The organism is Exiguobacterium sp. SH4S7 (assembly GCF_004336795.1).
GTDB classification, from domain to species: domain Bacteria; phylum Bacillota; class Bacilli; order Exiguobacteriales; family Exiguobacteriaceae; genus Exiguobacterium; species Exiguobacterium aurantiacum_A.
This window is the reverse complement of record NZ_SJUT01000002.1, coordinates 355,679-380,944: the sequence shown is the minus strand read 5'-3', so window position 1 is coordinate 380,944 and position 25,266 is coordinate 355,679. Positions and strand designations below refer to the sequence as shown.

Annotated in this window: 30 protein-coding genes and 1 other annotated feature; of the genes, 24 read left to right on the top strand and 6 right to left on the bottom strand. The window is 53.9% G+C overall.

Annotation, left to right across the window (positions count from 1 at the left end; genetic code table 11):
- Window positions 1-2: 2 nt before the first annotated feature.
- Both EVJ29_RS06045 and EVJ29_RS06040 read right to left on the bottom strand, forming a co-directional pair.
- Window positions 3-566, bottom strand: a complete 564-nt coding sequence (locus EVJ29_RS06045) for a prepilin-type N-terminal cleavage/methylation domain-containing protein (protein ID WP_236633416.1) — start codon at window positions 564-566, stop codon at window positions 3-5.
- Window positions 505-969, bottom strand: coding sequence for a type IV pilus modification PilV family protein (locus EVJ29_RS06040; RefSeq protein WP_131504806.1), 465 nt, complete (start codon window positions 967-969; stop codon window positions 505-507). Before EVJ29_RS06040 ends, EVJ29_RS06045 begins: the two co-directional genes overlap by 62 nt.
- A gap of 158 nt (window positions 970-1,127) precedes the next feature.
- On the opposite strand from EVJ29_RS06040, the gene EVJ29_RS06035 reads away from it, so the two are divergent.
- From EVJ29_RS06035 to EVJ29_RS05920, 24 genes are all read left to right on the top strand, one after another.
- On the top strand, window positions 1,128-2,354 hold the full coding sequence (locus EVJ29_RS06035; protein WP_236633415.1) for a G5 domain-containing protein: 1,227 nt from the start codon (window positions 1,128-1,130) through the stop codon (window positions 2,352-2,354).
- Window positions 2,351-2,632, top strand: coding sequence for a hypothetical protein (locus tag EVJ29_RS06030; RefSeq protein ID WP_070327705.1), 282 nt, complete (start codon window positions 2,351-2,353; stop codon window positions 2,630-2,632). Before EVJ29_RS06035 ends, EVJ29_RS06030 begins: the two co-directional genes overlap by 4 nt.
- Before the next feature lies 1 nt (window position 2,633).
- Window positions 2,634-4,292 (top strand): GspE/PulE family protein, encoded by a 1,659-nt coding sequence (locus EVJ29_RS06025; protein WP_131504805.1) that lies wholly within the window; start codon window positions 2,634-2,636, stop codon window positions 4,290-4,292.
- Between the two features lie 4 nt (window positions 4,293-4,296).
- Window positions 4,297-5,334, top strand: a complete 1,038-nt coding sequence (locus EVJ29_RS06020) for a type IV pilus twitching motility protein PilT (RefSeq protein WP_083273986.1) — start codon at window positions 4,297-4,299, stop codon at window positions 5,332-5,334.
- 4 nt (window positions 5,335-5,338) lie between these two features.
- Window positions 5,339-6,556, top strand: coding sequence for a type II secretion system F family protein (locus EVJ29_RS06015; protein WP_070327704.1), 1,218 nt, complete (start codon window positions 5,339-5,341; stop codon window positions 6,554-6,556).
- Between the two features lie 140 nt (window positions 6,557-6,696).
- Window positions 6,697-7,173 carry a prepilin-type N-terminal cleavage/methylation domain-containing protein gene (locus tag EVJ29_RS06010; protein ID WP_131504804.1) on the top strand — a complete coding sequence of 159 codons (477 nt, stop codon included), beginning with the start codon at window positions 6,697-6,699 and terminating at the stop codon, window positions 7,171-7,173.
- A gap of 93 nt (window positions 7,174-7,266) precedes the next feature.
- A complete protein-coding gene (locus EVJ29_RS06005; protein ID WP_131504803.1) occupies window positions 7,267-8,019 on the top strand; it encodes a prepilin peptidase in 753 nt (250 codons plus the stop codon).
- Window positions 8,020-8,031: 12 nt separating this feature from the next.
- A complete protein-coding gene (pilM, locus tag EVJ29_RS06000) occupies window positions 8,032-9,633 on the top strand; it encodes a pilus assembly protein PilM (RefSeq protein ID WP_131465481.1) in 1,602 nt (533 codons plus the stop codon).
- Window positions 9,630-10,337: a hypothetical protein gene (locus tag EVJ29_RS05995; RefSeq protein ID WP_131489895.1), complete on the top strand. Its 708-nt coding sequence runs from the start codon at window positions 9,630-9,632 to the stop codon at window positions 10,335-10,337. Before pilM ends, EVJ29_RS05995 begins: the two co-directional genes overlap by 4 nt.
- Before the next feature lie 139 nt (window positions 10,338-10,476).
- Window positions 10,477-11,064, top strand: a complete 588-nt coding sequence (locus EVJ29_RS05990; RefSeq protein ID WP_070327700.1) for a Maf family protein — start codon at window positions 10,477-10,479, stop codon at window positions 11,062-11,064.
- Window positions 11,065-11,093: 29 nt separating this feature from the next.
- Entirely contained in the window at window positions 11,094-11,717 is a 624-nt protein-coding gene (radC, locus tag EVJ29_RS05985) for a RadC family protein (RefSeq protein WP_236633414.1), read from the top strand.
- 62 nt (window positions 11,718-11,779) lie between these two features.
- Entirely contained in the window at window positions 11,780-12,223 is a 444-nt protein-coding gene (locus EVJ29_RS05980) for a hypothetical protein (RefSeq protein WP_236633413.1), read from the top strand.
- A 200-nt stretch (window positions 12,224-12,423) separates the two neighbouring features.
- Complete coding sequence (locus EVJ29_RS05975; protein ID WP_070327697.1) at window positions 12,424-13,461, top strand: rod shape-determining protein; 1,038 nt, start codon at window positions 12,424-12,426, stop codon at window positions 13,459-13,461.
- A 13-nt stretch (window positions 13,462-13,474) separates the two neighbouring features.
- A complete protein-coding gene (gene mreC / locus EVJ29_RS05970) occupies window positions 13,475-14,365 on the top strand; it encodes a rod shape-determining protein MreC (RefSeq protein WP_131504801.1) in 891 nt (296 codons plus the stop codon).
- A gap of 1 nt (window position 14,366) precedes the next feature.
- Window positions 14,367-14,861 (top strand): rod shape-determining protein MreD, encoded by a 495-nt coding sequence (mreD, locus tag EVJ29_RS05965; RefSeq protein ID WP_131441070.1) that lies wholly within the window; start codon window positions 14,367-14,369, stop codon window positions 14,859-14,861.
- A 5-nt stretch (window positions 14,862-14,866) separates the two neighbouring features.
- Window positions 14,867-15,535: a septum site-determining protein MinC gene (locus tag EVJ29_RS05960; protein ID WP_236633412.1), complete on the top strand. Its 669-nt coding sequence runs from the start codon at window positions 14,867-14,869 to the stop codon at window positions 15,533-15,535.
- Window positions 15,536-15,540: 5 nt separating this feature from the next.
- Entirely contained in the window at window positions 15,541-16,398 is an 858-nt protein-coding gene (gene minD, locus EVJ29_RS05955) for a septum site-determining protein MinD (protein WP_131468622.1), read from the top strand.
- Window positions 16,399-16,439: 41 nt separating this feature from the next.
- Window positions 16,440-17,765 (top strand): ribonuclease E/G, encoded by a 1,326-nt coding sequence (locus EVJ29_RS05950; RefSeq protein WP_131458809.1) that lies wholly within the window; start codon window positions 16,440-16,442, stop codon window positions 17,763-17,765.
- Between the two features lie 55 nt (window positions 17,766-17,820).
- Window positions 17,821-17,892, top strand: a sequence feature (ribosomal protein L21 leader region).
- A gap of 15 nt (window positions 17,893-17,907) precedes the next feature.
- Window positions 17,908-18,216 (top strand): 50S ribosomal protein L21, encoded by a 309-nt coding sequence (rplU, locus tag EVJ29_RS05945; RefSeq protein WP_070327691.1) that lies wholly within the window; start codon window positions 17,908-17,910, stop codon window positions 18,214-18,216.
- Between the two features lie 5 nt (window positions 18,217-18,221).
- Complete coding sequence (locus EVJ29_RS05940; RefSeq protein WP_131504800.1) at window positions 18,222-18,557, top strand: ribosomal-processing cysteine protease Prp; 336 nt, start codon at window positions 18,222-18,224, stop codon at window positions 18,555-18,557.
- Window positions 18,558-18,569: 12 nt separating this feature from the next.
- The gene (rpmA, locus tag EVJ29_RS05935; RefSeq protein ID WP_016508537.1) at window positions 18,570-18,851 is read left to right on the top strand and encodes a 50S ribosomal protein L27; all 282 of its coding nucleotides are present in this window, start codon (window positions 18,570-18,572) and stop codon (window positions 18,849-18,851) included.
- Window positions 18,852-18,917: 66 nt separating this feature from the next.
- Window positions 18,918-19,358, top strand: coding sequence for a Spo0B domain-containing protein (locus EVJ29_RS05930; RefSeq protein ID WP_070327689.1), 441 nt, complete (start codon window positions 18,918-18,920; stop codon window positions 19,356-19,358).
- A complete protein-coding gene (obgE, locus tag EVJ29_RS05925; RefSeq protein WP_070327688.1) occupies window positions 19,359-20,648 on the top strand; it encodes a GTPase ObgE in 1,290 nt (429 codons plus the stop codon). It abuts the gene before it with no gap.
- Window positions 20,649-20,723: 75 nt separating this feature from the next.
- Window positions 20,724-21,950, top strand: coding sequence for a hemolysin family protein (locus tag EVJ29_RS05920; protein WP_131504799.1), 1,227 nt, complete (start codon window positions 20,724-20,726; stop codon window positions 21,948-21,950).
- Between the two features lie 36 nt (window positions 21,951-21,986).
- On the opposite strand, the gene EVJ29_RS05915 is transcribed toward EVJ29_RS05920, so the two are convergent.
- The 4 genes from EVJ29_RS05915 to EVJ29_RS05900 form a co-directional block, all read right to left on the bottom strand.
- Entirely contained in the window at window positions 21,987-22,763 is a 777-nt protein-coding gene (locus tag EVJ29_RS05915) for an NUDIX domain-containing protein (protein WP_070327686.1), read from the bottom strand.
- Between the two features lie 125 nt (window positions 22,764-22,888).
- A complete protein-coding gene (locus tag EVJ29_RS05910) occupies window positions 22,889-23,470 on the bottom strand; it encodes a DedA family protein (protein ID WP_071399444.1) in 582 nt (193 codons plus the stop codon).
- Window positions 23,471-23,576: 106 nt separating this feature from the next.
- Complete coding sequence (locus tag EVJ29_RS05905; protein WP_131465469.1) at window positions 23,577-24,116, bottom strand: transcription repressor NadR; 540 nt, start codon at window positions 24,114-24,116, stop codon at window positions 23,577-23,579.
- On the bottom strand, window positions 24,094-25,224 hold the full coding sequence (locus EVJ29_RS05900) for a cysteine desulfurase family protein (protein ID WP_236633411.1): 1,131 nt from the start codon (window positions 25,222-25,224) through the stop codon (window positions 24,094-24,096). Before EVJ29_RS05900 ends, EVJ29_RS05905 begins: the two co-directional genes overlap by 23 nt.
- Window positions 25,225-25,266 lie beyond the last annotated feature (42 nt).

Here is a 25,266-nt window from a genome sequence, read left to right as displayed (position 1 = left end):
TCTCAAAATGGGATCGAGCTTTTAAACGTTTTAATGGAATCGGGATTTGCCTTTAACGATAGATTCATCTCGATTTCAATCAAGCCGCTCGTCATATAGTTCGGTCGCCGTGGATCATAGACCGGTTCAATCAGTTGAATTGAAATATCATCTAACAAGACGTTCGGGTTGCTCGGCACGTATGAATCTGCTGATAAGTTCAAGCTGATCGGTTCGTATCCGGCTTCCCGATAAATCATCCCAGTCGATGAGATGCGAGGTTCGGATAGTTGGTGGAATTGGTAGGTGTCATCTACTTCGGTGACGGCATCGAATTCACTCCGGTTGACCTCGGATAGGATGGACGTGACCAAATAGTCGGCTTCACTGCGCAGTTCGCTCGTTTCATTCGTCAATTGAAAACCGAGCGTGCCTGAAATGAAGGCAGTGATGATGACACCGCTTAAGATCGAGGCAACGACGACGGTCACAAGGAGCTCGACGAGCGTAAACCCTTCGGACGCTTTACTGAATGAGTTCACTTTCTGGGACAGCCGTTTCAGGGAACGGCTCACGTAACGTTGCATTCGAAATCACTCCTTTCAACGTGACAGGTGTTCGGAGTCGATCGGTCGTCACGGAAATCTTGACTTCGATTGTATTTGACGGCAGCGTTGACAATTGGGTGATGGTAGCGACGTACGTCTCACCATGGATCCGATAATCAGAACAAAAGTCACATTCTGAACTCACGCCGTTTCGATTCAACAGTTTATTCAAGTCAAGCGTTTCTTGAACAGCTGAGGCGCGTCGATCTAATGTATGCAGTGCGTTTTGAGCGACTTGGTTGGCGATGGTCGTACTCAGACTATCATTCGTCGTCTTCAGACTTTGGCTGAATATGTTTAACAAGGAGAACGAAACAATTGATAAAATGACGATCGACACGAGTACTTCGACGAGCGTAAAACCTTTTTCAGAACGGGCCAACGCATTGACCTCCTTTTCAAATATAATAAAATACTAGGAAAAAAGCGTATGATTTCCTAAATAAATGTTAATTTCTGTCCAATGCATATTATACTAAAGTTAGAGTACAAACGGATAGTAAATCGAAAGTCTCAGTTTTTTACATAGGGGGAATTGGAATGAAGCAATATGGGATGCACTTTTTCATCCTGACATGTCTTGTGTTGCTCGTGTCGTTACCGACGATCGGGCTCGTCAACTATCTCGACGCGTCAGCGAAGACAAGCGCTACATATAAAGACACACGTGTCGCCGGGATCGACATATCGGGGATGACGAAAGAAGAGGCGGTCGTCCGACTCGACAATGCCGTCAAAGACTTCACAAACGCACCGTTCACGGTCACGCTCGTCGACGGGACGGCGCTCGAAGTCGGCAAAGACGTCGTATCATTCAACATCGACGATACGCTTGAAGCCATATCTGAACCAGGGGACTATCCGCTCATCACAACAATCGATGAAGAGCGGATCGCTCCGTATTTAGAGAATCAACCCGTCACGATGACGATGGTGACCCCACCGCTCGTCGCCTCAGCGTCTAAGCTCGATTCGAACGTCGCCCTTGAGATGGTCGCAGAAGAGAACGAAGTCGTCGCGTCGATGACGATTAGTCCGACGCCGGCAATGCGCTCGGCGTTAGAACGGATGAACGGATTTGAAATGGATGCAGGCGACATGTTCAGCTTGAAGTCGTTCGGGGAAGATTTTGAAGCACTCACGCCGATCGGTTCGTCTCTCTATAAATTGTTTGCGGCGACTCCGTTCAAAGTGCTCGAGCGCGTCCCGCATGAAGTGCTTCCGAGCGGCATCGAGCTCGGCTACGACGTCAAAATCGATGCCGGCTCGAACTTCGCCGTCCAAAACACGGAACAATCACCTTACGCCATCATCGTCTTAGATGAAGGGAACGTGATGACGGTGCAACTGCTCGGGAAAGCGTTCGTCGGCGCGTACGAATCGCGGGTCGAAGAAGTCGCAAGCGTGCCGTACCAGAACGTGATCCGCTTCTCCCCATCACTCCCGGCCGGAAGTTCTTCGGTGACGCAATCCGGTCAAACTGGAGAGTCAGGGAAGTTGTATCGCATCCGTGTCACCGAGGCAGGCGAGACGCGTGAACTGTTGGGCTTTGACTTCTATGAGCCGGTACCGGAGATCGTGACGAAAAGTTCAGTCCCGCTACCGCCGCCTGAACCGGTTGAACCGATCATTCCGACGTTCCCGGATGAAACACTGGACGACGATCCGTTTAATGACGATATAGAAGATGATGGATTGAATGAATTTGAAGAGCAACCGCCGGTGGACGAGGATGTCCCGGCGTCTAGCGAGGAGGCAGTCGGATGATCGGATATGTAATACTGCTCGCCTTTTGGGTGCTGGCCACGTTGACGCTGTTTGCCTTGTCGATCCCATACGTACGGAAGCGCGAGACGAAACTCGTCGTGTCGGTACTTGTGGCCGTGTTATCGCTCGGTATGTATATGCTGTATGCGGAATCGCTTGAACGGACGTGGTGGGCTTGGCTCCTCATCGTCATCGGTTTAGCGGGCGGCGCAGCGTTGAGCGTCTTCATTGAACAGCGAGACGTCGAGCAGGAGGTACCTCAGAGGATGGTGAAGTAAGGTGAGACGAACGAAAAAACGATTGGGCGAGATGTTGATCGAGGCTGGATTGATTACGAACGAGCAACTCGACGAGGCGCTCGCCCAAAAGCGGCGAGGCGAAAAACTCGGCGATGCACTCATGCGGTTGCACTATTTGACCGAGACACAATTGATTCAAGTACTTCATGAACAACTGGACGTACCAATCATCGCATTATATTCGCAAGACATTAACGTGACCGTCACAAAACTCGTGCCAAAAGCGATTGCCCAAAAGCACGACATCATGCCGATTGAATTACAGGGGAACACGCTATTCGTTGCGACGGCGGATCCCCTTGATTTGATTGCGATCGATGACGTCCGGTTACAGACCGGGATGAATATTGAGGTTGGCATTGCGACGCGGGAACAAATTCGGAAGACGATCAGCCGGTATTACGAAATGGACGCCTCGCTCATCGAGATTTTAAAAGATGAGGCGCCGGAATTCGAACGGCAAGAGACGGCGTCACGTGACGACGCCCCGGTCATTCGGCTCGTCAACCAGTTGTTTTTGAGCGCGATCGATCAACGAGCATCGGATATCCATTTCGATCCACATGAGAAGCAACTACACGTCCGCTTTCGTGTCGACGGTGATTTACGGACAGAAGCGGTTTATCCAAAGAAAATTCAAAGCGTCATGCTGACGCGACTAAAAGTGATGAGTAATCTAGACATCACGGAAAGCCGGCTGCCCCAAGATGGACGGATCAAGTATACGCTGCGCGACCGCCCGTACGATTTCCGCGTCTCGACGCTCCCGACGATGTACGGCGAAAAGATCGTCATCCGGGTGCTCGATTCCTCACAAGGGTTGACCGACTTGACGAAACTCGGGTTCGGCGACCATAACGAGATGTTGTATCGCGACATGTTGAAGCGGCCGAACGGCATTATTTTGATCACAGGGCCGACCGGTTCGGGTAAATCGTCGACACTGTACGCATCGCTCAAAGAACTGAATGACGAGTCGAAGAACATCATCACGGTCGAAGATCCGGTCGAGTATCAACTTGACGGCATCAACCAAGTCCAAGTCAATGCGAAAGTGGGCCTCACGTTCGCCTCCGGTCTTCGCTCGATCCTCCGCCAAGACCCGAACATCGTCATGGTCGGGGAGATCCGGGATACCGAGACGGCCGAGATTGCGATTCGGGCCTCACTCACCGGACACTTGGTCTTATCGACGCTCCATACGAACTCGGCGATCAGCTCGATCACCCGCCTCGTCGATATGGGGGTCGAACCGTTCCTCGTCGCGGCTTCAACGTCCGGCCTCGTCGCCCAGCGCCTCGTCCGCCGCGTCTGTCGCGACTGTGGTCATGAGCAACCGGTCTCGAAACGGGAGCAAGAACTGTTCGACGCCGAACGTGTGACGATCACGCGCGTCATTCGCGGAAACGGGTGTGCGTCGTGTAACTTTACAGGCTATCGTGGGCGACTCGCCATCCATGAAGTCGTGCCGATTGATGAAGAGTTGCGTCGTTTGATCATGAACCAAGCGACCGAGGCCGAGATGGTCGAGCAAGCGAAACGAGCCGGTGCCCGGTTCTTGCTCGCCGACGGTCTCGAGAAAGTCGCGCAAGGTTTGACGACGACCGAGGAAATACTGAGAACAGTCATAACGGAGTGAACCTATGATCCATCAATCAATCGAAGCGATTTTAACGAAAGCGGTCGAACAACGTGCCTCAGACATTCATCTGACCGCCGGTTCGCCACCGATTTTCCGGATTGACGGCAGTCTGATCACGATGGGCGAGGAGAAAGTGCTCCCCGTCCACATCGAAGGATACTTACAGGAAATCATGACCGACGAGATGCGAGGCCGCCTCGAGATCCAACGCGACCTCGACTTCTCGTTCGGCGTGCCCCGCGTGTCGCGCTTTCGCGTCAACGCCTACTATCAACGTGGGACAATCGCCATCGCGTTTCGTTCCATTTCCGGGGAAATCCCGACGTTGAACGAACTCAATTTACCGCCGGTGCTCAAGCGGCTCATCGAGAAACCACACGGGTTGATCCTTGTGACCGGACCGACGGGGTCTGGGAAATCGACGACGCTCGCGGCGATGATCCATGAGATCAATCGGACGCAGCGAAAGCGCATCATCACGCTCGAAGACCCAATCGAATATTTACACACGCACGATCAGAGCATCGTCGACCAGCGGGAGATCGGCTCGGACGTCATGAAGTTCGTGAGCGGCCTGCGGGCGGCGCTCCGCCAAGACCCGGACGTCATCTTGCTCGGGGAGATGCGCGACTTAGAGACGATCTCGACGGCGATGACCGCCGCTGAGACCGGTCATCTCGTCATGGCGACGCTCCATACGTCGAGCGCGATGTCGACCGTCAGCAGGATCATCGACGCCTTCCCGGCCGAACAACAAGACCAAATCCGGACCCAACTCGCCAACGTATTGCTTGGGGTCGTCAGTCAGCGCCTGTTCCCGCGTGTCGACGTGCCGAAAGGTCGGGTCGCGGCGATGGAGATCATGATCGGGAACGCAGCCGTCGCCAACTTGATCCGGAACGAGAAGGAGTTTCAGCTCCCGACCGTCATCCAGACGAACCGGCAGAACGGGATGCAATCGATGGAAATGTCGATCGAACAGCTGATCCGTCAAGGGGTCATCAATCCAAGCGCCGTGCCAAGCGAAGAAATGAGGTGAGACTATGGCCATCTTTCAATACGAAGGAAAACTGCTGAACGGGAAGCGCAAGAAAGGGCGGATCACCGCCGTGTCGCTCCGGGAAGCCAAAGATAAACTTCGGCAAGAGTCGATTCTCGTCACCGACCTGTCCGAACTCGAGTCGACCGGGCTGAACACGGAAGTCAACTTATTGCCGGAACGCGTCAAGATCGAACATTTGATCATGTACGTCCGTCAGTTCGCCACGCTCATCCGGGCCGGCGTCCCAATTGTCCGGGCGACGTCGATTTTGCGCGTCCAGACGGAGTCGAAGCTGTTGAAGAAGACGCTCAGCCAAGTCGAGGACGACCTTCGAGAAGGGATCGCCTTCTCGGAAGCGATCAAAAAACATCCGCGCGTGTTCTCGAACTTCTTTAGCTCGATGGCGCTCGCGGGGGAGGCGAGCGGTAACTTAGAAGAAGCGCTCGACCAGATCGGGCTGCAGCTTCAGAAACAGTACGATATTAAACGTAAAGTCATCTCGGCGCTCACGTATCCGCTCGTCGTCTCGATTGTCGCGATCGGCGTCGTCGCTTTCCTGATGGTGAACGTCGTCCCGACGTTCGCGAGCATCTTCGGACAGCTCGGTGGTGAGCTCCCGCTCATCACCCGGATCGTCGTCGCCGTCTCGGACTTCGTCGCCGCCTATTGGTGGTTGCTGTTCGGTGGCGCGCTGCTCGGCGTCCTCCTGTTCTCATGGATGTTGAAGCGCGACAAGGAACGGTTCTTGATCGACGGGTTGTTACTGAAGATGCCGATTTTCGGGCCGATCGTCCTAAAGTCACAGATCGCGCTCTTGACACGAAGCTTGGCCGTCTTACTGCAAGCGGCCGTGCCGATCTTATCAGCAATCGAGATCACGGAGAAGATCGTCTCGAACCGAGTCATCCGAAAAGGGCTCGGGCAGGCGCGCAATATGATGGCGCAAGGAATCCCGCTCCACGAACCGCTCGAACGGAACCCGAACTTCCCGCCGCTCATGACACAAATGATTGCGGTCGGCGAAGAGAGCGGAGATTTAGATTCGATGTTGAACGAAGTCGCCGAATTTTATGAGACCGAGGTCGAGACGACGACAGACCGGTTGAAGTCGATCATCGAGCCGCTGTTGATCGTCGTGTTGGCCAGTATCGTCGGGGTCATCGTCATCGCCATCGTCGTCCCGATGTTCCAAATTTACGGCGACATCCAAAATCAGTAGGAAATTCTTAGTTTATGCATATAAACTACTTTTCAACTCCATATTTTGAATGTATAGTAAAATTGTACTACTTGTTTTAGTACTACGGTAATGAATCCAGCACAAAATACAGCAAAACACACAAAAGGGGAGAATCAGTCATGTTAGAAAAAATGAAAATGATTTGGCAAGATGCGAAACAATTAAAAGATGAGCGCGGGCTCACACTCGTCGAGTTACTCGTCGTCGTCGTTATTTTAGGAATCATCGCAGCCATCGCCGTCGTCGCGATCGGTGGGATTATTGAGAACTCGAAAAAGGATGCAATGGTTGCTGATGCGAAGCAGATGGTAAACGCTGCGAAGTTGTATGTTGCTTCAAATGAAGTACCAGATGGTAAAGTGATTAGATTTGTTGGAGCTCCAGTTGCTGGTGAAGAAAACGGCACTAACATGATTGACACGATGAAAGATCCTTTTGGTGCAACTTATGCAAATGGGATTGTTCTTGTAAAAAAAGATGCAAATAATAAATACACTTACAAAGTGTGGCTCGATGGTACGAAAGACATTGGGACTGCAGCTACAGATGCAGGAACAGTCGCTAGCGGCGATTTGAACAAAAGTAAGGTCTTATAATTTTATTTAATCTCCGGCTGGCGCTGGGCTCTCGCTCAGCCTAGCCGGTTTTCTATTTTTGGCATATACTTACAAGTAAGGAAGTGACCAATTTTGGTTGACCTCATTGGACTCATTTACAGCATCGTGCTCGGCATGATCATCACCTCGTTCACAAACGTCGTCGGGCTCCGCGTGCCACGCAAACAGTCGATCGTGTCGCCACGGTCGCATTGTCCGTCGTGCGGACACGTCTTGTCCGCTTGGGAACTCATCCCGGTGTTCGGTTACATATTGTTACGCGGCAAGTGCCGCGGCTGTGGCGGACGGATCGCGCCGACGTACCCGCTGTTCGAACTGCTCGGGGCGGTCGGTTACGGCTATAGCTTTTGGCTGTACGGATTCTCCGGGACGACGTTGCTCGCGTTCGTCTTCTTATCGACGCTACTCGCATTGGCGATGTCAGATTTGTCGACGATGCTCGTGCCGAACGTGATTCTTATGTTTGCGGCACCACTGCTGCTCGTCCTCGCTTATGCGTCCGGAGCCACGTGGTGGAGCCCGCTCGTCGGGGCCGCGCTCGGATTTTCTGTCCTCGCCACCGTTTTTTTCGTCTCAAAAGGGGGACTTGGGGCCGGCGATGTCAAACTGTTTACAGTGATCGGGCTCGTGCTCGGACCACGTGACGTATTGGTCGCCTTATTTTTAGCGAGCTTGATCGGAGCAGTCGTTGGACTGTTGCTCATCGGACTGAAACGGATCGGCCGCAAGCAACCGATCCCGTTCGTCCCGTCAATCGCACTCGGTACGATGCTGACGTTTTGGTTCAGCGAACGTTTTTTTGATTGGTATTTTGATTTGATGTAGGGGGAAACAAGCATGAGCCGGGCTATAGAAAAAGGAACGGTCGCGTACTTCTCGTTCGATGCGCTCAGCATCCACGGGGCCGTGATTAAACAAGGCGTCTTTAAACGAAGCGCTTCCGTCCAATTGGCGAAAGGTGCCTATGCGGAAGGTTTGATTCAAGACGAGAACGCGTTCGGACTCGCCTTTGACGAGTTGTGCCGTAAAATAAAAGTAAGAAAAGGGATGGTGTGCGCCGTCGATATGGCGGAGACGGAAGTGCTGTCCCGCAAAGTCGAGATTCCATCGAATATCCCGAAAGACGAGATCCGTGGCTATTTGTTCATGGAGATCGGCAGCTCGATCATCCTGCCGTTCGACGACGTCGCCTTCGACTACGAAGTGCTCGGCGAGACGGATATGAAGACCGAGGTCATGTTGCATGCCGTCTCGGTCGATTTGACGAAAGCGATCCGCGCCTACATGAAGAAACGCGGCTTCGCCTTGAAAAAAATCGTCCCGCGTCCGATCGCGATCGCGAACGGGGTGTCTCGACTCGAGACGCTCGACCCGCTCAAGTCGACGCTATTGTGGCACGTGACACCGTTCGCGCACCAACTGCTCGTCCTCGAGGAAGGGCAGGTCCGCTTCATCCGTGCCATCGAGAATGACTTATCGTATCGTGCCGACACGACAGACGGCATCGTTACATATACGTTCAACGGCTCAAACGAGGCGTTAGCGAATCGGACCGATGAATGGTTGAACGAACTCGCCCGTTTCCTCGATTTCTACCGTTACTCGCTCCGTACGGACGGACGGCCAATCGACGAACTGATCATCTCCGGGACGGTCCCTGAACTCGATGACCTCGTCCGGACGATCGAACTGGAATCGATGGTCCCGATCAAACGCATCGATGACCCGTTGCCGTTGTCGCACGCGACGCCGCTAACACATCAGATGTTGCCGCTTCTCGGGATGGCGACGCTCGACCGCGACCATGACGCCAACTTCATCAACGCGACCGACGTGACGCTGCGTTGGCCGATCGTCGCAAGTCTGGCCGCTTTATTGATCGGTGGCGGACTGACCGGCTATCTTTATTACGAAGTGAACGGGATCGAACAGGATAAAGCACAAGTCAACGAACAGTTACAGCTCGTCCGCATCTACCAGACCGAACAAGTGAACTCGAAAGGTCAACAAGTCATCTCGCTCGAGCAGACGGTGACCGCGCTGACGACTGAAGAGAAGCAGGCGGTCCCGGCGCTCCGTGCGCTGACCGAACAGCTGCCGCCGACAGGTTACGTCTTGACGTACAACTACGCCGACGGTTCGCTCATGAGCGTCCGGACCCAGTTTGAGACGTTACCTGACTTGAACGCGTTCCAACGAGCGTTGTTGAACGATCCACGGTTCGATAACGTCAAACTGCTCGGCGTGACGACCGAGACGAAAGCAGAAGCGGACCAAGACGCGGAAACGGATACGGGAACACCGGTTCTCAATGCGTCAGATGAGCCGCTCCCACGCTATATCGGAGAGTTTACGTTCACGTTCATCGATGCCGAACCTGAGACGCCTGAAGGCGAGACGGAACAACCCGAGGAAGATGAGGAGGTGGTGAGCGAATGAAACGTTCAACGATTTATTTGATCTTTACAATTTGTTTGTTCGCAGCCATCGTCGTCCCGTCGTACTTCGGCTACCAGTACTTTATCAACCAAGGTGAATTGAAGGCGCTCGAGCGCGAGCTGTCACTCGAACAGACGAAGCTCGAACTGTTGCGCCAAGAAGGCGAAGTCGTCGACGTCGCCGACTCGCAGCGCTTGCAGACACGTGTCCCGACGGAGCCGGCGCTCGATACGGTCGTCGAGACGCTATCGCAAGCGAGCCAGCTGTCTGACGTGCGCGTGACGAGCATCGCTTTCGCGGACGGGCTCATCGCCGAATCGGAAGTGCCGGAACCAATCGCCGAACCGGAACCGAACGATGTGAGCGCGACGGCCGAACCGGCTGAACCGGTCGAGATCACACCGGTCAACGCCTCGTCCGTCCGCTCGACGGTGTCGCTCCAAGCGGAGACGTATGAGGCGCTCGTCCTCTTCCTCGAGTCGGTCGAGTCGATGAACCGGATCCACATTTTGCGGACCGTCCAGTTCACGGGACCTGCCGAAACGGGTCCGAACACGACCGAACCGGCCGCACCGCTCGACTTCACGGTCGAACTCGATGCGTTTTACCGGCCCGACCTCGATCAACTCGTCCCGGACCGCTACGTGCCGACGCAGACGTTCCCACGAAAAGATATCCCGGTGTACGATTACACGACACCGTAAACGAGCGTCCCTTCGAAAAAGAAGGGGCGTTTTTTTTTGGCGTCTTGGATTGTGTTTGGGTGACGCTTTGCCTACAATCAACAGAGAAGCGTGAAACGGCAAGGAAGCCCGTTTCGAAAGTATGGAAGGAGTCGATACAATGAACACAACACAGAAACGTGTCATCCTCGCCTCGATGTCACCGCGGCGGACCGAGTTGTTGAAACAAGCCGGCATTTTGCACGAGGTGATCCCGTCAAACGTCATCGAAGGAACCGACGGACGTGAGCATCCGGACGAGTACGTCGGACGTCTCGCCCGTGAGAAAGCGATGGACGTCGCCCGAGACAACCGCGACGCGATTGTGATCGGGTCGGACACGGTCGTCGTCCTCGACGGAACGATTTTAGAGAAACCGAACGACCGCGATGACGCACGCCGGATGCTCAAGCACTTGTCAGGGGCGACCCATGAAGTGCTCACTGGCGTCAGCATCATCGGACCAGACCGGCACGACTTGTTCGTCACGACGACGCACGTCACGTTCATCGACATCCCGGAGTCTTGGCTCGACGGCTACCTCGATTCGTCGGAGCCGTATGACAAGGCCGGTGCCTACGGGATCCAAGGGTCGGGCGGTTTGTTCGTCGAACGGCTCGAAGGGGATTACTATAACGTCGTCGGCCTCCCGCTCCGGCCGCTCGTCGAGACGCTCGAGCGTCACGGGGTATCGCCGCGCTTTCTGTGAATGATGCGAGAGTAGGTGAAGGAATGACTATGGTGCTCGACCGAAGTGTTGAATCCGCTATTGCCAGACTGCTTCAAATCGGTGGACGGGGCGGGGACCCGCAGGCGACGGCCCGGCGGTTGTCAGATGTGTATCCGACGCTTCGGGCACTGTCACAGGCGTCCGTGCACGACCTCTGTCAAATCGAAGGGATGACGAAGAAGAAAGCCGAGCAGTTGCTCGCGGCGTTCACGATCGGCATCCGTTACGTCGAGGAGCCGAAAGTCGAGTCGCCGACGATCCGGTCGCCGCAGGACGCGTATGAACTGCTCCGTGATGAGCTCCGGCTACTTAATCAAGAACATTTCGTCTGTTTGTACTTAAACACGAAAAATCAATTGATCGCGCGCAAGACATTGTTCGTCGGCGGGTTAAATTCGTCGATCGTCCATCCGCGCGACGTCTTCCGCGAAGCGCTCAAGCTGTCGGCGGCGTGTTTTATTGCCGCGCATAACCATCCGAGCGGGGACGCGACGCCGAGCCGGGAAGACATCGAAGTGTCGGAGCGCTTGGTCGAAGCGGGCAACATCGTCGGGATCGCTTGCCTCGACCACGTCATTATCGGTGAGGATCATTATGTCAGTATGAAGCAACGTGGGTATATGAACGGGTGAAATTAGGAGACGTTTCCCATATCCCTCTTGAAGTTTGGTATACTAACGGACGAGGTGTTCGTATGGAGAAACTAGTTTGGATTGTTATGATTGGAATCGCGCTAGCCGCGAGTTTTGTTCCGCTCGAGCCGTTCGCGTTGTCGCTCGTCGTTTTCGCGTTGTTCGTCTTTGTGAGTATGGCGCTATTTCAACAGTTTTCAAAAGACGGGCATTGGCTTGACCGCTACCCGCCGCTCGTCGGCGTCGGTGTCGGAATTGTGTCGCTCATCGCCTACATCGGTCTGTTCATCGCCTGGGTAAATGCGTCAGGAGACAGTCAAGTGTGGCGTGTCATCCCGCAACTCATCTTCGTTTACGTCGGGATTTATTTGTTCACCGCGACGATGGCGAGCTTTTTGGCGGGTGCGACGCGCGAGCGACCGTCCCGTTTCTTTCGGCCGATCCTCATCTTTTCGGTCGTCTTTTATGCGGCAATGCTGTTGCTGCCGCTCCAACCCGGTCTTTAAATGATCGGTTCATCTAAGCAGACGCCTTCAGACGTCTGCTTTTTGATTTGCGTTTTTTTTGAAAAGCAGGCACACTAATATACGGTGGAACAGGACTGAGATGAAGGGGATTGTAAATAACCTGTAATCGATTGAACGTTTTCAAACATGATTTTTCCGTTATAATAATAATTAGTGTAACCAGGAGAGGGGCAGTACGTATGTTTCGTAGTTTTAACCGAGAAATCGGAATCGACCTTGGAACGGCAAATACGCTCGTTTATGTAAAAGGTCAAGGAATCGTTGTTCGTGAACCGTCCGTAGTGGCGTTCCGTACAGATACAGGTAGAATTGAGGCCGTAGGTAATCAGGCCAAAGATATGATTGGACGTACGCCGGGGAACGTCACGGCACGCCGTCCGATGAAAGATGGGGTTATCGCTGACTTCGAAACGACTGCAACGATGATCAAATATTTCATGGAGCAAGCACAAAAATCGAAGAGCGGGTTGTTCTCATCGAAGACGAACGTCATGATCTGTGTGCCAAGCGGCATCACGTCAGTTGAAAAACGTGCGGTTGAAGATGCGGCCAAGCAAGCAGGCGCTCGCGAAGCGTACACGATTGAAGAACCGTTCGCGGCAGCAATCGGCGCCGGTCTCCCAGTTTGGGAACCGACAGGCTCGATGGTCGTCGATATCGGTGGCGGTACGACCGAAGTCGCAGTGATCTCACTCGGCGGCATCGTGACAAGCCAGTCGATCCGTGTCGGTGGTGACGAAATGGATGACGCCATTATTCGTTACATTAAAAACAAATACAACCTCATGATCGGGGAACGTACGTCAGAAGCGCTCAAGATGGAAATCGGTTCGGCCCGCATCGACGAGTCGAACGAAAACGAAACGATGGAGATCCGCGGACGCGACCTCGTGACCGGTCTTCCGAAACAGATCGAAGTAGGGGCAGTTGAAGTGTGCGAGGCGCTTTCAGACACGGTAGACGCGATTCTAGCCGGTGTGAAACAAACGCTCGAACAAACACCGCCAGAACTCGCAGCCGACGTCATGGACCGCGGCATCGTCCTGACAGGCGGCGGCGCGCTCCTTAAAAACTTGGACGGTGTTATCTCTGATGAGACGCACATCCCGACACTCATTGCGGATGAACCGCTCGATTGCGTTGCGATCGGGACTGGAAAATCTCTTGAAATGATGGACGTCCTCCGTTCAAAATCAGGCATCTCGTCACGCCGATGAAAGGTGTTAAACGATGAGCCGGTTTGTACGCAATAAAAAGCTCATCATCACGCTGATCGGTATCATCTTATTTCTCGTCATTTTAGGAGTTTCGATTCGAGGACGGTCGGAATCCGCCTGGTACCAAGACGTCACGCGTGATGTGGTCGGAACGTTCCAACGAGTGTTCACGGTGCCGATCGGCTGGATGGATAGTACCGTGTCCTCGATTTCGAACGTCCGTGAAATTTATGAAGAGAACCGTGAATTGAAACAACATTTGACGAAATACGCCGAAGTGTCCGTCGAAGCTGACGACCTGCGCCGTGAGAACGAGGAGTTGCGTCAAATGGTCGCGGCGGGCGAAAGTTCGCTCCGTGACTTTGATTTGATTCCGGCCGAGGTCATCGGGCGCACGCCGAACGACTGGCAGCGCTATGTGACGATCAACGTCGGGCAAGAACGCGGCGTTGAAAAAGGCATGGCCGTGACTGCCGCTGGCGGCATGGTCGGACGCGTCATTCAAACAAGCGCCTATACGTCACAAGTTCAGCTCCTGAGCGACAACAACCGGACGAACAACGTCTCGGCGGTCGTCAAGGATGCGGACGGTAAAGCGGCGTACGGAACGATCGACGGCTTCGACAGCGAGACGAACGAACTCTTTTTCACAAAGGTTTCGAACAGCGTCAAGTTGAAAGAAGGCGAGATCGTCTCGACGTCAGGGCTCGGCGGACGTTATCCGGCCGGTCTCGTCATCGGTAAGGTGAAGTCGATCGAGACCGATGAATATGGCGTGTCTCAAGTTGCCCGCATCACGCCAGAGGCGGACTTCAATGAGTTCTCGCAAATGTTTGTCATCGATCGAACGCTAGACGAACCGTTTTTGACGGGTCCCGAGGAAGGAGGAGCAGCGGGTGAGTAACATGAAAGTGTTCATCGCCCTGTTCCTCCTCTTTCTTATTGAAGGGACATGGGCTGCCATCTTTTCATGGCACTACGCGACGCCGTTCGTGTATTTGACGTTGATTGGGTTAATGTACGTCGGTTTGTATGGCCGGTTTGAGTCGGCACTCGGATTCGGTCTCGTATTCGGGTTGTTGTATGACATCGTCTACACCGACTTGCTCGGAATTTACTTATTTACTTTTTCACTCATTCCTCTCTTAGTCAGCTTCGTGTTAAAATATATAGGTGAGAACTTCTTCTCGGTCGTCATCACGTTCACGTTCATGATCCTCGTCTTCTCCTTCGGGATTTACGGTATCATGGCAGCGGTCGGTGGGACGACGATGACCATACAAACACTATTAGTTGAACAGATTCCAGGGACGCTCGTCGTCAATGTGATCGCCGTCGCGATTCTTTATTATCCGATGACGCGATACGTGGCGGTGCGCCCTGTAGCGAAAAGAGGGTAGCCATGATGGAGCGTAAACGACACATTACGATAAAAGGACATCGCAACGGTATTGCAATCCACTTCAATCCACGGAGTGGCGTCGATGAGGTGCTCGGAGAGCTTGAGGCCACGTTACAAGAAATGGAGCCGCCCTCTGGGGAGATTGCACTCAAGTTGCACGCGGGTACTCGTTATTTGGACGAGGAGCTGTCACGTCAAATTCGTGAAGTCGTTGCTCGTCATGGCGTTTTTTATATCGAGGAGCTGTCGAGCGAGGTCATGTTGACCGAAGAGGCGAAGGCGACTTACGGGAAAAAGACGTTCCATTATCATAGCGGGACGATCCGCAGCGGGCAAGTGCTCTCATTTGAGGGTTCGGTGCTCATTATCGGCGACGTCAATCCGGGGTCTGAAGTTCGGGCGACAGGAAGTATCTATTGTTTAGGCACGATACGAGGAAATGTCCGGGCCGGTGTCGAAGGATGGGAAGACGCGGTCATTACCGCAAGTCTGTTGCATCCGCTGTTTCTAGCGATCGGTGAGCACGTGCTCACGCCAGACGACGATACCGAGATGCCAGAGATCGAGATGGGCTGCGCGTATCAGACGAATCATGGCATTGAAATGACGCGTCTCCGCCAAGTCATGACAGGGCTTAAAGACGCATATGCAATGGAATTACAGAGAGGGTGAGTTTGATGGAGCAAGTAGTAGAGCCTGTACATACAGCAAAAGAAGTGAAGAAAGGTCGGGCCATCGTCGTGACGTCGGGGAAAGGTGGCGTCGGCAAGACGACGACGACCGCTAACCTCGGGACGGGTCTCGCATTGTCCGGACACTCGGTCTGTCTCGTCGATACGGACATCGGTCTACGGAACTTGGATATCATCCTAGGACTCGACAACCGGAGCATCTATAACCTCGTCGACGTCATCAACGGGCAGTGCAAGTTGCCCCAAGCGCTCGTCCGTGACAAACGGTTCGAAGAGATGTATCTGCTGCCGGCGGCCCAGTCAAAAGACAAGACGTCGGTCCAACCGGAGCAAGTCAAAGAGATCATCGACCAGTTGAAGACGGAATATGATTTCGTCTTGATCGACTGCCCGGCTGGTATCGAGCAAGGGTTCATGAACGCCATCGCCGGCGCCGACGAGGCTATCGTCGTGACGACGCCTGAGAAGGCGGCCGTCCAAGACGCGGACCGCATCATCGGCATGCTCGAACAAGCGGAACACGTCGCGCCGCCTAAACTCATCGTCAACCGCGTGAAGAATCATCTCGTCGCATCGGGCGACATGCTCGACATCGATGACATCATGCGCATCCTGTCGATCGACCTGCTCGGCGTCGTCGTCGATGATGAAGAAGTCATCGCCGCGGCAAACCGAGGTGTCCCGGTGACGATGAACCCGGACAATAACGCCGGACAAGCGTATCGCAACATCACGCGCCGTATTCTCGGTGAGTCGGTGCCGCTCATGTCCATCCAGACGGACCAACAACCGACCGGATTTTGGGCACGACTCTTATTGAAGTTTGGAATGAAAAAAGCCTAAGGCAACGAAAGTTGCCTTTTTGTGTCGAAAGGAGTGCTCGTATGAAACTCATCTATGAACGGACCCCGTCGATCGAGCGGGCCATGCTCGTCGACGGCGAGCGTCTGCTTGAAGTCGAGGAGCGCTTTGTCGACCAGCTCTCGGTCGGGACGATCCTTGAAGCTGCGATCGAGCGGATCCATCCGTCACTCGGCGCCGCTTTCCTCGTCAACGGCGAGACAACGTTTTTCTTGCCGATCGCCGAGACGCTCCGGGCGCTCGCTGTCTACCCGGAAGTACTGGGCATCGGTCAGGCGGCCGTCGTCGGGGAGAAACGTCTCGTCCAAGTGACGAAAGAGGGCATCGGGGGTAAGCACCACAAAGTGACCGAGAACATTCGGTTCGGAGGGCGCTATCTCGTCTACTTCCCGTATGGACGGCGCCAGTTGTTCAGCCGTAAGCTCGACCTCGCTACGCAGGACCGGTTATCGAAAGTATTCACGCTCAATGAGGCGGAAGGTGTGTTGTTCCGGACCGAATCAGGACAAGCCAGTCCCGAGGCGCTTCGCGAGGAGCTGGCCTTGTTGCGGGCCCGGGCTGCTGACGTCGAGACGGCGCGCCGCGGTCAAGACGAACTGCTCTGTGAGCAGTTCGTCCGGCGCCATTCGGTCGAGTCGGTACTGTTGAACGATAAAGAGGCGCAAGAACGTTTGAAGCGGCTCGACGTCCCGGTCGAACGCCACGTCGGCAAAGGCCGGATGAAAGAAGCCGCGCGTTTAGACACAGCGATCGAGAAGCTCGAGAACCGTGTCGTCTGGCTCGAAGGCGGGTCTTACGTCTTGGTCGAACAAGTCGAGACGATGACCGTCATCGACGTCAACAGCGGCAAGAACGTCGCCGTCAAAGATAAAGGGCGCGCCGCCGACACGATCAATGAGGCGGCACTGTATGCGGTTATGGAACAGCTCCGCCTACGCAATATCGGCGGCATGGTCGTCATCGACTTTTTACGCGGGTCAAAAGACGGACAAGACCGACTTTTGAAACGAATGAAAGAACTCGGGGCCCGTGACCCACGTCGTGTCGAAGTGTACGGCTTCACACGGATGGGACTGTTCGAACTATCACGCGAGCGGACCGGACGTTCAATTCAAGACCGGATGACGTATAACGGTTCACCGTCAAAGCTGGCCGTGTTCTCACGGCTTGAGCGCACGCTCATGGAGCTAGACGGAAAACAGGAGGCGGTCGTACTGTCGCTGCCGGCGAAGTGGCAAGGCGGGGCCTGGGACGCGTCAGGTCTTCATGTGTTCTTTATAGAAGGAGAGCCCGACGTCGCTTTTCATGGTACACTCGAGGAATGTGAGAACTTCGTATCTCGTCATTGACAAGCTTCGCGCGAGAGTGGTAATATCTATAACGTTAGTTCGTTTGGAAGCACCCAAATGGCTACAACCGCACAGAACGGGTTGAAACGGTTTCGCCCTGCCCTGGATGGCGAGTCTGAGTTTAATAAGGAGGTGCACGTATATGTACGCAATCATCAAAACTGGTGGTAAGCAAATCAAAGTTGAAGCAGGTCAAGAGATCTACATCGAAAAACTCGATGCTGATGTCGAGGGTACTGTAGAATTCGGTGAAGTTCTTTTCGTTGGTGGTGACGATGTTAAAGTCGGAGCTCCATTCGTAGAGGGCGCTAAAGTAGTAGCAACTGTCGTTAAACACGGTCGCGCGAAAAAGATCACTGTCTTCAAAATGAAAGCTAAGAAAAACTACCGTCGTAAGCAAGGTCACCGTCAGCCTTACACGAAAGTTCGCATCGAGAAAATCGAAGCGTAATTTCTATGATTCGAGTAACGGTCAGACGAGACGAGACGAAGTCGATTCGTTCCGTCGAAGTGACAGGTCACGCCAACTTTGCTGAACCCGGTTCTGACTTAGTGTGTGCCGGCGTTTCCGCTATCATTTTTGGGGCGTATAACGCTGTTGAGGTACTCGCAGGCCAGTCGCTTCTTGTAGAAATGGCAGACAAAACAGAGGGTGGTTACTTTTATGTCGAGACATATCCTGAACTGTCACCGCAGGATATGACTCGCACCCAGCTGTTATTAGAAGGGATGCTCGTGCAACTAGACACGATCGCCCAAAGTTACGGTGATTATATCCAAATTGAACAATAGGAGGTGGACCTCATGTTACAATTGAACCTTCAGTTCTTCGCATCGAAAAAAGGAGTTGGATCGACTAAAAACGGTCGTGACTCGATTTCGAAACGCCTCGGCGCTAAACGCGCTGACGGACAGACAGTTTCAGCTGGATCGATTCTCTACCGTCAACGCGGTACGAAAATTCACCCAGGTGAAAACGTCGGCCGTGGTGGCGACGACACATTGTTTGCTAAAGTTGACGGCGTAGTACGCTTCGAGCGTCTTGGTCGCGACAAGAAACAAGTGAGCGTTTACCCAGTTGCGTAAGTAGAACCACGCAAAAGACTCTAGCCACTTATTTGGTTAGAGTCTTTTTTACTAGGAGAGGATCAAATGGACTCACAGGCAACGCTGAAATTATTATCGACCGTCCGTCACGAATGGATGAATCGGCTTCAGATGATCTCCTTGTATGCGGCGCTCGAGCCTGATAGACTCGAGGAGCTGTACGAACGTTATCGTCAGCACGCCGACGAGGAGAGTGCGCTCGTTCGCTTAAATATGCCGGCGACTAGTCTCGTCATCATACAGGCGAATTGGGAAGGGCGGTTGACCTATAAGGTATCGACCGACCGTGCGTCGTTGGACGACGCACGCGTGGCGGATAAACTTGTCCGTCTTCTGTCAGGAACGGATGGACCGATTCATGTGACGTTCACGGACGGACTGGCGGTTCGCGTCTTCGGCAACGTGCCGGGAGATGTGTTCACGTCAGACGAAGTGCACGAACAGACTGTAGAATGTTCTACGTTTCGTTTAAAAGGAGGGAATTAAATGTTTGTCGATCAGGTGAATATTTTTGTAAAAGCTGGAGACGGTGGTAAAGGAATGGTCGCGTTCCGTCGCGAGAAGTATGTTCCAGACGGTGGACCAGCAGGTGGTGACGGTGGTCACGGTGGCGACGTCGTCTTTGAAGTAGAAGAAGGATTACGGACGCTCGTTGATTTCCGCTTCTCGAAGAAGTTCATCGCCTATAACGGTGAAAAAGGAATGTCGAAAGGGATGCACGGACGTAAAGCGAAGCCGCTCGTCGTCAAAGTCCCGCCAGGCACAATCGTCTTCGATTCAGTGACGGATACTGTCATTGCCGACCTTACCGAGCACGGCCAACGGGCCACGATCGCTAAAGGCGGCCGCGGTGGACGCGGAAACTGTCGATTTGCGACACCGTCGAACCCGGCACCAGAAATCGCTGAAAACGGGGAACCAGGCCAAGAGCGCGAGTTGCGTCTTGAACTGAAACTCCTCGCCGACGTCGGTCTCGTCGGATTCCCGTCAGTCGGGAAATCGACGCTCTTGTCGGTCGTCTCATCGGCACGTCCGAAAATCGGAGCGTACCACTTCACGACGATCACACCGAACCTCGGTGTCGTCAAAACAGCTGACGACCGTGACTTCGTCATGGCCGACCTTCCTGGACTTATCGAAGGTGCGAGCCAAGGCGTCGGTCTCGGTCACCAGTTCTTGCGTCATATCGAACGGACGAAAGTCATCGTCCATATGATCGATATGAGTGGGATCGAAGGACGTGACCCGTTTGAAGACTACACGACGATCAACCGTGAGCTCGAGTCGTACAATTTACGTCTCCTCGAGCGTCCACAGATCGTCGTCGCCAACAAGATGGATATGCCGGATGCGCCAGAACTTCTTAAAGAGTTCCAACAGAAAGTCGGCGATGACGTCAAAGTCTTCCCGATTTCGGCACTCGCGAAAGAAGGACTTCGCAACTTGCTCATCGAAGTAGCTAATCTCGTCGACGCGACACCTGAATTCCCACTTGAAGAGCTCGAAGCGAAAACAGCCACACCACGTGTCGTCTATCGTTACGAGAAGGAAGAGAAAGGGTATCAGATTCATGTCGATGAGTACCAACGCTTCGTGATCACGGGGCCGCGCATCGAGAAACTATTCAAGATGACGAACTTCGATCACGATGACTCGATCAAACGATTCGCCCGTCAGATGCGTCAAATGGGCGTCGATGAGGACCTTCGTAAGCTAGGTGCTCAAGATGGCGACGTCGTTGCGATCTCTGATTTTGAATTCGAATTTGTCGAATAATTTTTTAAATAGGAAATGGAGTGTGAAGTAAACGTGGACCCTGTGCCCTCGTCTAGTTTAATTCTTTATGCAGTTTTGATTCTTTTGTCAGCTTTCTTCTCTTCAGCAGAGACCGCGCTCTCGAGCGTGAACCGCGTCCGGATGATCCGGATGAGCGAGGATGGGGATAAGCGTGCTAAGCGCGTCCTCCACCTCGTCGATCGGTTTGACGATACGCTCTCGACGATCCTCGTCGGGAACAACGTTGTCAACATCGGTTCAGCGACCGTCGCGACGGCGATTGCCACGTCAATTTTTACCGGTGGGACGGGGTTGTTGATCTCGACGTTCGCGACGACGGTGCTTATCTTGATCTTTGGTGAGATTTTGCCGAAGTCACTTGCAAAAGAGTTTGCAGAGAAGTATTCGCTCTTAATTAGCGGAACGCTCGTCTTCCTCGTCAAAGTGCTGAAACCGATCACGATTGTGTTCACCGGCCTCAAGCGCTTGACGCTTCGCATGATCGGGATGGCCGACAAAGAACCGTCGGTGACGGAAGAAGAGTTGAAAGTGCTCGTCGATATGGGTGAAGAAGAAGGAGTCCTCGGTGAGAAAGAAGCCGAACTGGTGCATAGCGCCTTCTCTTTCAACGACATCACCGTCGATGATGTGTTGACGCCGCGGATCGACATCCTCGCCGTCGACATCGACGATACGCTCGAAGAAATCAAAGACACGATCTTTAGCGGGGGGCATTCTCGTCTCCCGGTGTATAAAGACTCGATTGACAACGTCATCGGGGTGTTGTCGGAACGTGACTTCCTTCGCTCGATGATGCGAGATGAAGTGACAGATGTGCGGGCGCTCATCCGTCCGCTCACGTACGTGTCACCGCAGACAAAATTGATCGAACTGCTTCCAATTCTGCAGCAAAAACAATCACACATGGCTGTCGTCCTCGATGAGTTTGGTGGGACGGCTGGTCTCATCACGCTCGAGGATATGCTTGAAGAGCTCGTCGGCGATATTTGGGACGAGCACGACGAATCGATCGTCTACTTGAGACGGCTTCGAGACGGCGTATACGAGTGTATGGCCGACATGGACGTCGATCAGTTCGCTGACGAGATGGGGATTAAAGAACCTGAAGTAGATGCCAACACAATGGGTGGTTGGATCGTCGAGCTGCTCGGCGACATCCCAGAGAAAGGTGCGCGTGTCACGTATGACGACATGACGTTCACCGTTCTCCACGTCGAAAAACGACGCATTCGCAAACTGTTAGTCGAAACGAGTCAATCCGAATCGGCTGAACAGGCATAAGAAAAGGAGATCGCCACGTGGCGATCTCCTTTTTGTTTAGACGGTATGGTGGCGCTCGACGCGCTCGAGCAACTCGTAAGGACGAACCTTATAGATTGCGTGCGGGATGTACGTCGGGTCGATCGCATCAATGAGACGCATCTGGAAGTGGTCACGTTTGATGTAGTCCGACACGTTCGACGCATCGATCGGGAAGAAGCCGACCTCGTGTGTCTCGCCTGCTTGCGGACGAAGGTCGCCCGAGACGTAACGCCCATGGAACGAGACGCAGAGGACGCGTGACGACACGTTTTGATAGATCCCGATGATGCCGTCAATCTCGATGTCGGCCCCGGTCTCTTCTTTCACTTCACGATGGATTGCATCGATGATCGATTCGTGTTCTTCGACCTGTCCGCCCGGCATCTCGTACGTGTCGCTCCGGTGCGTGTTTTTGACGAGCAGCACCTCGCCGTCATCGTTCGTTATGTAGGCGGTCACGGAGACGATCGTGCGCGGCGGGGTGTAGTGTCCGGTCGGCATCATGAACTCTTCGCTCGACTTGATGTACAAGTCTTTCCCGAGACGGGCCCGCTTCTTCATCGCCTCGCGACGGAGTGCGCTCGAGCGGTAATCGCGTTCGACTTGTTCATAGTGCTCACGGTCGCGGTATTCCCAAAGTGCCATGACCTCGGTTTGGTCCTCGGTCACCCAACGGCCGACGAGCCGTGCGCCGTGCGATACCTGAATCGGATACAGGTATGTATGGAAAAACTCAGTGAATTCTTGCAAGCGTTCGGGACGGATCGTATACGTTTTTCGACGATGGAACATGAAAATTCCTCCTTTGACGGTTGCTGTCTCTGTGCTTTAGAAATAGATTGATTTCCTCACTATGACGTATTCGCCATACGTATCAGTTTACCCTCTATTTAAAAAAAGTCAGCCCGAACTTTTGTTCAGGCTGACTTTTTCATGAAGTTCGGATGTGAGCGGATATAGCGGGCGACAAAGAAGATGCCGATGCCGAGCCCGATATAAGGAAACAGGCCGTGTGTGTATTCGCCGATATATCGCCAATTACTGCCGAGCATCATGCCGACTTTGACGAAGACGAACGACCAGACCGCGAAGACGATCGTTGTCATCGTCAGGAATTTACGGAACGACAACCGCATCACGCCGGCGCTGATGGCGAACAATTGACGCCAAATCACGCTGAGGCAGACGATCCACGCCCCGTACTTCTCAAACCACGACTCGGCTTGAAGCTGTTTCTCCTGCTTGATCCGAAACGAGCGATACAATCGCAGGGCGACCGGTCGTCCGCCGTAGCGGCCAATCCCATACAATGCGACCTGGGTCACGACGAAAGCCGACCAAGCGAGCAAAAAGATGAACAGGAATGACGCGTCAAGGGAACCGACGAGATAACCGCCGTATGCGAGGACGAGCTCGTTTGGGATGACTTGGATGAAGATGCCGAGCGGGATACTGAAGACGCCGCATCCGGCCAAGAGTTGCTCGAGGAAGTGCCACATGACAGATCACTCCTTTCAATACGTAGTAGGGAATTTGTTCCATCCATCAGTATAACGGACAAACTAGGAAAGCAAAAGAAAAGATGTCACAAAGGCGTGACATCTTTTAGTCGAGTTCGGAAACGAGCACGCCGAGGCGCTCAAGTTCAGAGACGGCGGCATCGATCGCTTCCGCACTGTCGGCTTCGAGCGTGTGAATGTGCAGCCCACCCGTCAAATGGGACAGTGGGGCAGCCTGGTTGGCCTCGACGCGTTCGAGGAAGGCCCGGACGTCGCGCCGGCTCTTCACCATCAACTGACCAGTCAGCGACCCGTAGACGGGGTGATCGATGATGACGTCACGAATCGTGACACCTTCGTCGACGATGGCGTTCATCTCGGCTTCCATGTCCTCGGCTTCGTGCCGACAGACGATTTTTCGTGTGTAGGCGGACGGTGATGCCTCGCCGGGTAGATAGACATAGCCGCGGGCGGTCGCGACGATTTGGTGGCCTTTCGCCTTCAAGAGCGACAAGTCTTGGACGATGACTTGGCGGCTGACCGCGACGCGGCGGGCGAGCTCGGAACCGGTGATCGGTTCCGTACTCGCTTCAATCAATTCCAATAAAGTGCGCCGGCGTTCTTCACCGGCTAAACGTTTGTTCATGGTGTTCAACTCTCCTTGCTAAAGTGACGATGGCATCGGCGAGTGCCGCCGTGGCTTCGGCGGTTGTCTGTTCGCCGAAGGAAATTCGGACGAGCCCGTGGCAGGCGCTCGTCTCATAGCCGAGTGATTCGAGCATGCGGTTCGGTCCGTTTTGACCGGCCCGGCAAGCCGAGCCGGCCGACACTTGGAAGCCGAGTGCGTCGAGTTCGGTCATCCACCATTGGCCGTCTCGTTTGTCCGAGACGAATGAGAGGATGGCCGGACTTTGGTCGTCGAACTCGAGCCAGTCAACATGTGACGATGTCTTCTCTTTCAAGATAGCACGAAACGCTAAGAAATTTCTTTCGTGACGTGTCCGATTCTCGTGCCGATTGGTGAACGCCTTGACGAACGCAGAGATGCCGGGCACGTCAATCGTCCCGGGACGGATGCCGTACTGATGGTGACCCGGGTAGTAGGGTGGAGGCAATAGACGTTCCATATAGAGACCGCCGACTCCTTTCGGCCCGCCGACTTTATGGGCGCTGAACGAGTAAGCGTCGATCCCGTCGACCGAGACCGGTATTTTTCCGAGCGCTTGTACTCCGTCGATATGGAGCAGTACTTTCTTATATTTAAGTTTACAGAGGATGTTATGGAGCGGCAAAATCCAGCCGGTGTCCGAGTTGACGTGCTGAAACGTGACGAGTCCGATATCACGATCGAGCAAGTGGAGGAACTTGTCGTGGTCGAACTGGCCGTCTTTCAGCTTGAGGCGATGGACGATCACACCTTCAGCTTCCCACTCGTCGAGGAGGAGCGAGACCGAGTCGTGCTCTTGCCAGGACGTGATGACCTCGCTGCCTTTCATGCGTTTGCGCAGACTCGTCAGCGCGATGTAATTGCTTTCCGAGCCGCTCCCGGTAAACAACAGCTTCCCTCTCAGCATATCGAGACCGAGCGCCTGCTTGACGAGCCGGCGCGCCTCTGTCAAATAGTCCTCGGCTATGAACCCATGCGTATGAAGCGACGAGGGATTGCCGGGGACGCCTTTGGCCATGGCGACGTAATGGTCAAGGGCGGCTTGGGTCATCGGGTGTGTCGCCGCGTAGTCAAAGTAACCGTTCATCGAAGTATCCCCTTTTCTCATGTTGTCTTCTTCACAAAATTA